Origin of the sequence: Nitrosomonas nitrosa (assembly GCF_003051105.1) — a bacterium.
In the GTDB taxonomy this organism is placed as follows: Bacteria; Pseudomonadota; Gammaproteobacteria; order Burkholderiales; family Nitrosomonadaceae; genus Nitrosomonas; species Nitrosomonas nitrosa.
Map to the genome: position 1 here is coordinate 15,726 of NZ_QAOO01000032.1, position 13,019 is coordinate 28,744.

Sequence of the window (13,019 nt, forward strand, 5' to 3'; positions counted from 1 at the left end):
TTAACGAGTCGCGTAATCGGCATCGCCTTCCGGCAAGGTCCAGATACCAGTGCATAGGGTCAGACAGCGCTACGAGGCATCAATATGGAACGGTCGCATCTGTTTGGTTACCCGCACCGACTCGCGTCAGTGATCAATATGCCGCACCAGCAAATTCACCGTAAAAAATACGTCCCTGCCGGCACCCGATATCTCCGATAATCTGGCATAACCTCCTTTTATCAAACATTCTGTAGGGCGGATGCCCGTCAGGGTGATCCGCCGATAATCAAGCAAAAACATGCATCACATTCATACCAATTTCATTCGGTGGAACCCATTTCATGGTTCCACCCTACTACGCTACTACGCCAATTCGCCGTATGGCTTTTGAATTAGTCTGCAGTTCGAGGTGTGTATAGATTCCAAACCTGCTTCGGAGCCGTGGATGACCATTCCCTTAATACTGGATCCCAGCGGATAAATTGGTCTACAGTCTGCGGTGTACCAGCTCCGGGATTTGATACTCCTACCTTAAGTGGAGAAGCAAAGACCGGTCTCCCGGTTAAGTTTGCCATTGCCTGAGCCTGTTCCGCACAAAGCTCGCACGATAGCATTCGAAGTGGTTGTCCCGGCCTTAGGTTTGGATTTCCAAGAACCGCTTCAGCGATCTGGGCCTCGTGTGTTTCAACTACTCGAAATCCATTTGGATCAAGAGAATCCGGAGTTCCAGGTGATAATCGTCCACCAGCGCCCTCCGCATGAACTACGACATCGTGAACTCCGGGCCATGGTTTGCGACTCCGCGTAACGGCAAGTGTATTTGGATCATCCCCTATACGGGTAAAATTTGACCCATATCCAACATCTATATCGTTTTCTAAGAACGATCTCGTTCGTGCTCCACCACTCATAGTAACTTGTCTTGAAGAGGGCATATGGAGCCGCAACCTGTTAGCCGTAGTACCAAGTCCTGCAAACAAGAATGTTTCACCAATACTAAGTTCCAAGTTAGTATATAATTCGGCACCTTGGGCCACCTCTGAACGTGGTTCTGGGCCACTAACGGATTCTAAGATATTCGCCGCCCTCTCCTTGTTGAAGGGCAATGTCCAAAAGAAAGCATTGTAAAGCATTAGCATAACCAAAGGGTTACTACGCAGAGCCGCCTTCTGGCCGGTTACTACTTCCTGTCGAATGAAATCACGAACCTTTGTATTAGTGGTTGTTGCCGCAATACCTTGGCTTGCTATCTCTTGTGTTGGGGCACCAGCAGTCGGGGACTCAGCATGTTCTTTGCGTGCTTGTTCAGAAGGCATCAAATAAACTTTTTCACCACCTTCGTCAACATAATCGGGTTGTGGCGGAGGAAGAGGGGCCCCAGCGTCGAGAGGATCTTCGTTCGGTGGATATTTCTTCTCTTGGGTACCCGAAGGATCGGTAGCCTGTATAACGTGTCCATGAATATATTCATATACATTACTTCCATCACCGATTCCTATTGGATCACAACTCACCCACCTCCCCAACCATCCCGCATAATACCTCGCCCCATGGTAACTAAACCCTGTCTCCTCATCCCTTTCCTTACCGGTATACCGATACCGTTTCGGCGTATCGGTCTGATTGCGTGCTGCTTGATAAGCTGTCGTACCATAAGGATGGTATTCCTCATAGGAAATCACCTGTGCCTGATCGGTGAGCTCCAGCACCGACGAACCGAGATGATTGCCAAACTGAAACCGCACGAGCTGCCGCGGTGCTGGATCATTACCAGGAGGCAACGTTCGCGTCTCTATCAGCGCGACACGCTGCTTGTCGTCCATAACATGCAGTGTCTCACGCTCCAGCGTGACCGTCTGCCCGTTGCCATTGTACTGGCGGTATACTTCGAAACCGCCGAGATAAATACATTCGTCTTTGCGCATGCTATTTTGTGTTTCGGTCACTTTGCGCACTCGCTGGCCAGCTGCATCATAGACATAGAAGGTCTTCTCTCCGGATAGGCCGTCATTGGTGACTAGCCGCCGGGAGTTATAGAGTTGATTCTTGAAGTCCCACTCCATCGATGGCAGGTGTGGCATGGATGTCATATTGCCATGCTGGTCGTAGCTATATTTGGCACCGTAGCCCGGCACGTTTGTATAATCCGACAGGTTGTCGGGATCATTTGGCAAGCGTGTGGCGAACAAGCGGTTGCTATCGAAGGCATATTGGTAACGCCGGTTCCAGATCGTCTGTCCGGGTTGGTCGAGGTTGCGGCCTTGATGGTGAAGCATCTGCAAGATGTTGCCGACAGCGTCGTAGCGATAAATCTCGACGTAGTTGCGCAGTGCTTGGCAGTCGTTAGGAATAGTGGTGACGATGCGTAGGCTGTTGTCCCAGTCGGTCTGCTGATCTCCACCCTTGTGTTCGCGACCGCTGGCGGCAATCAGCCGGTACAACGCGTCGTAGCGGTACTCGGCTCCGGGGTTTACACAGTTTCCGTTGTGGAATATGGTGTCCTGGGCCTCGTCGCGGATTTGGGTGATATTGCCGATCGGGTCGTAGGTGTAGAAAAGATCCTGTAAAGCCTCAGCTCCACGCAAAGTTTCCAGATGGCTCAAACGAAAGGTGAGTTTATCGTACTCGTATGCGGTCTTGACACCATTGCCATACGCGATCAGCTCGCGCTGACCTTTCGCGTTGTAGTCGATGTCTGTAACGATGTGCCGAGTTGCGGTATTGGCATCGAGCAGTGACGCTGGTTCGTTGGCCTGCTCTAGCCAGACATCCATGCATTCCAGCAACCCGGCTTCATTGTAACTAGGGCGGATGATGTTAAGTTTAGTGTTCGGTTGGTTGCTATGGGGTGCGATGATTTGGATCGGGCGGTTCAAGGCATCGTAGCGGGTGCTGCTGGTGAATATCTCCACTTCCAGTGCTGGATTTTGCGACCAATCGGGTGAGCTTTTGTAATCTTTGATCAATTGGCGTGTGCTGCGCAGCAGGTTGCCTTTAAAATCGAAGGCTTCATCTTTACCGGCGACTGAGTTACGCCCCATGCTGACAACCAATCCTGCAGTGTCGTAATGCTGATAGGGTTTACCATGCAGGTTTAATTGAATCTTTTGAGCATCGGTCAAGCCATTTTCGGGCATGTCGCCGTAAATGATTTTCTCGAACTGGATGATCTTGTCCGGATCATCTGGATCGGTACCCTTGACGAAAGAACCTACTGGCCGGAGCAGTGCGTCGTAATCAGTGCGGAACGTATGGCCACGATTGTCCCAGGCCAGCATCGGTTTACCGGCGGCATCATTCAGCATCCAGCGGTTACCCGCATCCATGCTGTGCTGGAACAGCAGATTACCGGCGATGCCGTAACAGGGCGCAAACTTCACAGGATCGGCGGATTGGTTGTTCGGTACCGCGGGTACAATGTATTGCATCACCAGATTGTTGCGAGCATCGCGTATCCACAAAGGTTTACCTTCAGCGTCTAGTTTGGTGAAGGTGAGATATTTTTCATCCTTCAACGCACCCGTCGTGTCTTTGTACCGGTTATGTGCTATAGAAATAACTTCACGGCCAAGACTGTCTAAAATGGTGAAAGCTGGGGTGTTGCGGTGTTGTGCAGCAAGCCAGGCTGCTCGTTGGTCGGGTGTAACCGAGAGTTCCCCTGTTATAGCATTGCGGGGTAGCGGCTGGTCGGGATCGGGTGGATTGCGGTCGCTATACCACTTGCTCTCTATTACCGTATCGTTCTGATCGAATGTCCGAACATGCCAGGGCGAGAACTCTACATGGCTATTGCTGCCATCGGGCATTTCGGTGCGGATCAGCCTGCCGACGGCATCATAATACATCAACGACGTCACACCGATTTCTTGCGCTGCTTCCTCGGCATCAAAGCGATGGCCAATGGCTGGGTTGCTGAAATAAGGTTCGTATTGTTTGACCGGCTTACCTTTGTTGTTGAGGACCGTCTTGCCGCTGGCAATCCAGCGCAGAGGCTGTCCCGCATCCTCAGGTTCCGCCTGAATTTTCTTTACGACCACACTGCCCATGCCATCGGAGTATTCGAACGCAACTTGCAATGCGCTTTGTTCACCCGCCGCCAGCTGGCTGATATGCTGCTCGCGTAGAATGCCGCAAGCGCAAGCGGGATGTTGCTCCCAATGGGTGATAGATGCTCCATCGGGAAGCTTTTCTTCGGTTTCCCCAAAGTAATAAACATGACGCACCGTTGTATTTCCAAGCCATTCATGTGTTTGGGTTTCGTCATAGGGTTTTTCTTCAGCGAAAAATGCTGTGAGCGTGTTCAGGCTCGGATTGGCCAGGGTGTCGTTAAACCCCGTAAAATTATCGCCTTCGGTTCCTTTTCCTTTTACCGCCATGGCGGTAGGCAGGCCCAATGCATCGAAATACACTTCGGACAGGTTAGCGTTGATGTCCTTCATCTCACGGGGCGCCAGCACGCGAAAGTCGAAGCGCTTTACTTCGGTCTTATTTTGCAATGCATCGGTACTGGATGCTATGAACAGGTCGCGCCGATCGTATTCCAGCGTGGTGGTGTTGTCGAAGGGGTCGGTATATCGTTCCGGCAGGTAGAAGTGCTGGGCGGCATCCGCAGAGAAGCCTGCGATGCCGGAGCGGATCCAGTATTGACCTGTATTATTTAGATCCGAGAAACGATTGGAGAGAGCGGCGCCGCTGAGATAACCACTGATTTTTGCATCGTGAAGTATGTCGCGCGCGGTTTCGGTACCTTTAACAGCCTCATCCAGTTTGTTCTTTCCGTTTTCTGCATCTTTGAATACTGCATCGAGCAATGTATCGGTGAGCGCCAGTTTATACGCTTCGTAAACCAGTCCCAGACGACCATGCTCACCAAAAGGTAATGGATTGATCAGGTCACCCTTGAAAAACAAGGTTCGCACATGCTCGACCTGCCGTTTTTGATAGCGCTTTCGATCTGAATTGTTTTGGTATGCAATCTCTGCGACATCGATGATTTCATTTGGCTTACCGTCTGGTTTATAAGCCTCGCTAAGGTTAAGTTTACGAAGTTCTTCGACTGTAAAGAAGCTATTGTCCCTTGAATCCGGAATAGTGAGTTCGTAGGTCAAAACCTCACACGGTAGGCGCAAACGGTAATGGTCTGCTTCTTCCGGCTCGATGCCGAAATCCTTCGTGTAGCGTGTTTCAGTATAGGCCAGATGGCGTTCCCGCTGAACGTTGTGAATCAGCGTACGTTCGGCTTCCTTGAGGGTGCCGTCCTCAAACTGTCCAATGCGCGGGTAAACGACGGCTACCGATTGCAGAATGTTAGCGTACTCGTCATATCTGAGGTTCAGCGTGTGAGCAATGCGCGGGTCGGGGATCAACTGGTTCTGCTGGTTCAGCTGCTCTTCACGGACATCCAATTCGTAGTGATAGGTAATGACTTCACTTTCGGCAACCAGAAACAAGGCATAGCGGTTTTCGGCTCGTGGCTGCAGGCGGCGAATGTGGCAGTTATGATAGGCGGTGGAGAACAGCTTTACCGGAATTTGTTCGGGATGGTTCAAGTCTTCCAGGGCATCAATATCCAGTTCAATCACTTCCTGGCGCAGCATCATGCCTTTACAGGCTCTGAGCGCTTCGCGCCATTCCTCAGCTGTGAGATTTTCAGCTTCCAGATCGGGTTGAGGTAGAGGGTTTTCCTGAAATGGGATATTAAGCGTTGGATACTTTTCTTTCAGCCTGTTAAAGAAATATTCGTGCTCATATTGAGAAATGATGCGCTCCTGGTCGAGAAAAGCGCCAGTATGGTACCAAGTGATGGTTTTAACCGGAGGCTGGTACAGCGTTTTGTCCGGAGTGATATAAGGACTGTCGGTATTGCCCTCTTTAAATTTACCGTAAGACTCTACATCGATCTGCTCGATACGGCCAAAACCGCGAAACTCGCGTTCAGTACCATCAAAATAGCCATGGTGATAAGAGTAGGTGCTGGAAAAGCGGGTTTCTCGCCATTTATCGGTGACGGTGACTTTCTCAACCACATGGACCGGGAAAGGCAGTTTAGTGATCCAGGGTCTCCCCTCCTCTTTATCCTGCAGGTAGAACTTGGTGGAGGGTGCATATTGGACAGTGGTGACGGCACCCAGATTGTTTTTCACCGAAATCAACAGGTGAGGCTTTTGCCCGCTCATCAGATCGATGTAGCGCATAGGGCTACGTGCATAGCTAGGCAGTGGCGATGACCAGACCAGGCAGGCAGTCCCATTGCCCAATAAATCTAGCGCCTGAATAAAAGCCAGATTGTCCATTGCAGGGAAGTTTGGCAATTCGTTTTGTGAGCTCCAACTATTGCCTGATTGATTGAAATAGATATGAACGCCCTTGCCATGCAGATACAGGATGTCGGTAGTACCCGTGCCATCGATATCTGCAAGCCGGATACGACGCGGATCAAACTGATCGCTGGCGTCAAACCAAGGAGAATTATCCATGGTAACTTTGGCGCCGAAACGGCAATAGCCCAGATTGGGCCAGTAACAGACTTCACCATTGCGAATACGCGCTATATCGGTAAGCCCATCACCTGACAGATCGGCCAGAAAGATAGACTGTTCACTGTCGGCAAAGACTAAGCGTGGACCTTTCTCTTCATCAAATTGTTGCTGGACCCGTTGTGCCGGTCCATAGCCTGCCTCCGCTAAGGAAGCGTGCCAGATGAAAGCTTGATCTTCGGAAATGAGGATGTCGGCATGGCCATCGCCGGTCAAATCGATGAATTTGAGATTGGGATCACGTGTGTCGACATTGGGCCAGGAGATAAAAGGTTGAAAAGGCACCCAGCCCTGATCATCCGTACGCTCATAGAAACCGCGTATGGGCCCTTCCATCTCCACCAGATCTGTTTGGCCATCTCCAGCCAGATCAATGAATTGGGCTTGATTGGCTAGTTGAGTATTGGGTTTACTGGCAACCAGTTCGATTGGGCTGAAGCGCGCGGCAGCTCTTTCAATTTTCGTAGCGGTGTCTATGGCCACATTGTTTGCGCTGTGATTGCGTTTGTAATACCAATTGTTACCCTGCTCGGTCAGAATGCCAGAGAGGCCTTCGCCATCCAGATCGACCCATTGGTAATTTTTTCCATCCAGACCATAGGGAAGATTTTCCAGGCTTTCAAGATCGATTTCTCTAACCCCTTCATCAATAATAGGCTGAATATATTCAAATTCCAGGAGGGGCAGTGATCGAGAAAGGTAGCCTCCCAGTTTTCGCTTGTAGCCTTTTTGCGTGGCAGTAAGTAGGAACGAGTACACTGGATTACGCGGATCGTCCTTATTCTTTTCATAGGAATAGAAGAAATCAGTCGACCGCACCAGACAATTGGAGCCGACTGCTTCTGCGTCTGGCCCATAAGGATCTGCTGCATCGAGAGGGGAAAAATGGTGGAACATTAGCACGCGCTGGCATAGGCGATAAGTGCGTACTTCAAACCCAGCACGATAAGAGGAGAATGAATCGTTCCTGGCTTTCCATAGCTTATCTGCTTCTCTTGGTAATGGATTATCTTCGTCGTGTTCTCCGTAGTCAAAAACGACTTCAAAGCACCAGTCCTTGCTGGCATCGGAATCCTCATCGCTTGGTGGCTTGGGCCAGGGGTTGTTGTCCGATAAGACAGGAAGATAGGGTATGTGATTACCGTAACGAATGCGCTTCAGATAACGATTCGTCGAGCGGGTATCATCGGTCCGATTGAGTTCGTTTGCTTGAGATAGATCAACGTCATCAGAGTTTTCGCTCAAATAATGGTAAACGATGACGTTGCCTTTATCGTCATAGCTCTCGCAGATTAGCCAGGAAAAAATGCGGGAAGCATTCAACGGATCGGTAATTCGGCTTTCAGCTGTTTTACCATACCAGGTTGTAATATTGTCTTTGGAAATAGAACGCCAGAAAGTATCTTCAGAGTTGGTCTGATTAGTCCAGCGTTCGATACGCGCGAACAAGCCTTCAATTCGAGGGCGGTAACGGCGGACATGGTAGGTCTTGCCACCTACCGTGCGCAGCTTTTCGTACAAGACATGCTTGCCATTTTTAATGGTCCATGCACCATCATCATCTTTTTCAAACTCCGGCACCAAATCCTCGGCACCGGAAAGAATGAAGACATCGGATTCTTCGCTATCCTGATATTGAGGCAGCCCTTTATCAGTTTTACGCGTGATCGAGGCAAGCGACAGGCTCCAGCCGAAACCAAATGGACCATTACCAGCGCCAGAGTCATAGGAAAGGGAGAGTTGTGGACCAAAACCAGCGCGCCCAGGGCTAGTAGCAATCGGCACAGACATTGAGCCAGTGCCGGTCACTGGATTGGCGGCAAATTTTTCACCCATGCCACGAATGGCACCGCCGCCTTTGGGTAAAGTTATTGTAGGAGCAGACTGAGAGAAAGATTGTTTTTCTGTCGACTGGCCTTCTGTGCGAGTTTGCGTTTCAGCTTGATTTACTTGCTGTCTCACTTGCCCCTCCCCTTCTGAGGGTATCCAAATCGAATCCCTCTGTATTAATCAGACAAGAAACTTAAATTTTAGGATAGCGATACATTGCAACCTTCGCTGCGACAAAACTCACAACTCACATTTTTTATTATTTCATGAAAATTAGATATCGGGATGTCATGAATGTCAAGAAAATTTATTTAGAAAATTTATTTAGGTTAGCCTAGATAGTGTAGCCACGAGATATTTGCCCAGAGAGTGATGCATCTGATTTGCACGGCGGCAAGAAAAGAGGCGGTGTTCTTAGCGTATCTTGTGGCGATACCGCGCCATCTCTTGAGATGGAGAAAAGCATTTTCAACAAGATGCTGCAATTTATAGAGTTCTTTGTCGTAAGACCTTTGTGCCGTGCGGTTTTTCTTTGAGGGGATCACGGTCTCCATGCCCTGCCCCCTTGCCTGTTCAATAATTGTGTTGCTGTCATCATAACCGCGATCTGCCAGCAAATAATCCGCATCAAGTCCTTCGATCAGGCGATCAGCCTGGGTACAATCCGCTGTGGTGCCTTGTGTGATAAAAACTCTGACCGGCATGCCATACGCATCCACGGACAGATGTATCCTGGTGTCGAGCCTCCTTTTGCACGACTCATGTCCTAATTGCCGCCCCTGGCTCCAGCAGCATGGGGATGAACCTTGCAATGGCTGGCGTCAATCATAAGCCATTCGTAATCCGGATCATCAATCAGGGCTTCCAGTCATTTTTCCCAGATACCCTTGTCGCGCCAGCGGATAAAACGGCGGTGCGTATTGCTCCAGTCCCCGTAGTCCGGCGGCAAATCCCGCTACGGCGCACCCGTACGCATGATCCAGAACAGCATTAATGAACTGGCGGTTATCTCTAGCTATGCACCCCAAACGCCTTGGCGGCGAGGCAAATGAGCCTCAAGCAATTCCCATACTTTGTCTGATATGTCATGCCTACTGTGTGAATGTGTCATATGAAGTTTAATCTAGACATGACTCTGTGTGATGTTAATCTAATCTATTTTGTATTTTGTATTTTGTATTTTTGGACTATTGAGAATAATCTTTAGCTAAACGATGAAACAAGCTTTGTCGCTACTGAAATTAGACGCGCCGCAGAGTCCTGTACTTCTTTAATAATGACTTTAGGATCAGCAATCGCCTCGTCTATGAAATGATTGACGAGTTCAAGAGCAGATACGAGCGCCTTCCACTCCTTAGTATTGATCTGAAGTTGAGTCTTGTTTCGATACAGTGTGAACTGCTTTATGCGAAGATCGACAGCTAGATCCGAGAGTATTTTTGCCTCCTGTGTTCTATTGGTGCGCATCACTAGAACCGAAAGCGTTTCTAAATTCGTTGCGGTACTTTCTAGCTTTGAAAGTTGGCGTTCGATTTGATCGGTTAAATTGGTTTCAAAAGTCATCTTTTTTTCCTTAGAACTTTGATACTTCTGCTAAGAAAGTCGTTTGCTCACTGTAGACTACGAAGGCGAAGGGACGCAATAATCAAATTTTACGTGCCTTATTGCTTCTCATCAGCGTGATACGATTCTTATTTCGTCTAATAATATGAACTATTTCCTCACATTTCCTAGTTAAAGGGTAATCGTTTCAGGCGTATTTCCAACGCCTCCACCACTACTTGAAGCTGGCTGTTGGTTGCCGAGAGCGTCAAGAATCTGAATTACACGCCTCCGGAATGTTGCAGCGTAGGTTTTCCCATTCATTTTTAGTCCAACGTTATAAATTGACCCACGGCCTTGTCCGTTCAGCTCATCTGCGGTTAAGTTGAGCGTTAAGAAATCGCCTTTCCAATGATTAAAGACATTTATTGAATAGCAAACAAATTCAAAGTCTCCGAAAAGATGATCCCAGTCTCCGGTGGTGCTACGCCATAGTACACTATCGTTAGTGAGGTTCTGCCAAGCATTGCGGTACTTCAAAATTATAGGGCTTGCTCCCGTGTACCCCGTTTTTATGAAATTAACAAGCTGTTCATAAGCGTTACGCCACGTAATCTGGATAATTCCACGCCCACGATACTTATAAAAATCTGCCTGCATAATAAAGCCATTAATATCGGGATTCTCGTCAGTGAGGAATTGAGAAGGATATTTTGTTTCGTTCCAGACTGCGTCTTTAGTCTTTTGAAGCTGTGTTCCTAATTTAAGATGTCCGTGTTCTTTAATAAACTCGTTATTATTGAAGCATTCAAGTGCAGTCTTATTAGGAGCCACGTTATATGAACCCTTAACATCCTTAATAGGATCAAAGAAGTATGCTAATCCCTTGTGACCTGCACGTCCTCCACGTCCCTGTTCAGTTTTCGATATCAAGTTTCCGTTAATCTCATTAATCGCAAGACTCATAAGACAAACGAACTGAATCAATCCAATCTGTCCACCGAAGATAATTGGGATGTTATCCCAAAAATTTGTAAATCGTTGTTTAAGAATTTGCGGAGTATCTCCTGCAATTCTTTTATGAATCCAATCGCCTTTACCTGCTAAGGTTGTGTTAAACCAGTCTATAAAATGCTGATTAGTGCGGTTTTGGAAAAAGTTATCGATGTCGGTTGAATTGGTAAAGTTAACGGTAGCAATGGACTGCAAAAAGACGTCAGTCACACCACCTTGTTGGGCTGGGTGTGCTGGTGGTTGCTGACCGTGATTGGCGATATTTTGAAATAATGATTCGGGAGTATAAGCCTCGCGAAAAGCTTGCTCGGTAAGTTCTTGTGCCGTTTCTGGCGACATCAGGTTGCGGTTGACGGCATTCCCCGTCAAATTCATCATGTCATGCAAATCACGGTTGGCAGCAGATGGCTCAGTCGGACGAGCTCGTGGGCCACCAACAGAAGAAGACGCACGACCACCTCCTCCATTTCCTTTTCCAGCAGAGCTAACACTATCTCCACCATATTTGGCCTGAATCTCTTTTGCTTTATTCGCCGCTTCCGCGATAGAAATGGAGTTGTCTGAAAGCTTTTTCAGGAGATCAGCAACCTCTGCACGTCCAGACATATCACGGAAAATATTGGGAGTCCCAAAAACATTCATTGCAGCCGCTAAGCCGGTTGGATCGGGTGCGGCAGACGGATTAACGATGTTGACCATCGACTGTGGAATGGATGACGATTGCAAGTTCATGTCCTTAAGCAAGTGTTGCCCGGCTTGGATAGCAGCAATGTCCGGTGCCATGTGTGGAATAGGTGACTGTTGCCAATCCCAGAATCTGTTGTTGTCGATTTCTTCCGAAGCATTACAATGACCAAGCTTGGCTTCAGCAAATATTCCGCGGGTCGGCAGGGTAACTAATCTCTCGTCTAATTTCTGATCATCCAAAAGAGGTAAGCGATCAATCACACCTTTAATTGTTCTGGCCCAGTCAGAATTGGCACAGGGATAAGCGATAAAGTCACCAAGCATTTCAAGCGGGCGATTTTCCACCTTTTCCAGCAGTGTTGCGTCGTGTAGGAGCTTAATTTCATTGAGCTGACGGGCACGCTCTGCTGTATTTTGATTCAAGTATAATGCTCGACTATAGTGAGCTCGGTGGTAACGTAGATGACCGATTAATTCATTGATCTTGGCATCATCTTCAATCTCTTCAAAAGGTCTTGGAGGTGGAGGTGATGGAGGTGGGGTTAATGGCCGAAATGTCCATAATCGGATGCTATCACTATTACCTAATACTAGATGTCCTCCTTCAGCCTCATAGTTTTTATCAACTAGTTTAGTTGGCAAACCATTCTCATCAATTCCAGTTATCGTGATATGGCTGAACGAGATATCATGGCCAGTTTTTTGATTTCCAATAGAAATGTAGATCTTGATCATCTCGATCCCGCTCCATGGCACTGGAGGAGTATTATCTGGAAGGCGAGCAATAAATGAATTATTAGCATTAGGAAATCCAAAAGCACCTATAGGACTCAATCGCTCATCTTCATTTAGAAGTTGATGGCCCTCAGGCCATATTGTTGCTTTGATCGAGATGTTTCTATCTTTCTTATCGTCATATATTCCTCCAGTTTTCATATCGAATACAAAAAATCGAAATGATGGTACAGAAAATACTGGAGGAGAAAGGGGCGGTAGTGTCAAAGCTGCTACATTGTGTCTATGGGCAGCACGCTTCAGTGCATTGAAGCCTTCAATATGGCTCGTATCCAGTAGAGCTGCTTCGAGCACTGGACGGTTCTCTAAAAGATTTTGTTGAGTCTTTAGATGTGAAAGAAATTTTGGGAGATATTCAATTTTTTCAATGGGATTTTCCGATGGCTTTCTTGGTACGAATGCTAAATTCTCCTCGCTCATAAAATTCGTATCGAGCTTCACAAGAATAATTGGACGCGATCGGATATACTCGGTGACAACGCGAAAATGACGCAGTACTTCGTAATACAAAATCGTGAGCGCATGGCTGTGGTTGTAGTTAACTAAAGTTTCGGAGTTCATTTTTCCTCTTAAACTAGAGATATCATATTGATTTATAGAGTCTCAAGCCTTATTGTTCTGGGATCGAGTTGC

General features: G+C 47.9%; 4 protein-coding genes and 1 pseudogene. All 5 read right to left on the bottom strand.

Going from position 1 to position 13,019, the window contains the following annotated elements:
* Positions 1-126: 126 nt before the first annotated feature.
* Positions 127-282 (bottom strand): hypothetical protein, encoded by a 156-nt coding sequence (locus C8R30_RS15990; RefSeq protein WP_181258756.1) that lies wholly within the window; start codon positions 280-282, stop codon positions 127-129.
* Positions 283-374: 92 nt separating this feature from the next.
* On the bottom strand, positions 375-8,480 hold the full coding sequence (locus tag C8R30_RS13720) for a SpvB/TcaC N-terminal domain-containing protein (RefSeq protein WP_107790380.1): 8,106 nt from the start codon (positions 8,478-8,480) through the stop codon (positions 375-377).
* Between the two features lie 197 nt (positions 8,481-8,677).
* Positions 8,678-9,459, bottom strand: a pseudogene (locus C8R30_RS13725) (IS5 family transposase).
* Positions 9,460-9,551: 92 nt separating this feature from the next.
* Complete coding sequence (locus C8R30_RS13730) at positions 9,552-9,911, bottom strand: hypothetical protein (RefSeq protein WP_107790381.1); 360 nt, start codon at positions 9,909-9,911, stop codon at positions 9,552-9,554.
* 171 nt (positions 9,912-10,082) lie between these two features.
* Positions 10,083-12,947: a hypothetical protein gene (locus tag C8R30_RS13735; RefSeq protein WP_107790382.1), complete on the bottom strand. Its 2,865-nt coding sequence runs from the start codon at positions 12,945-12,947 to the stop codon at positions 10,083-10,085.
* Between the last annotated feature and the right edge of the window lie 72 nt (positions 12,948-13,019).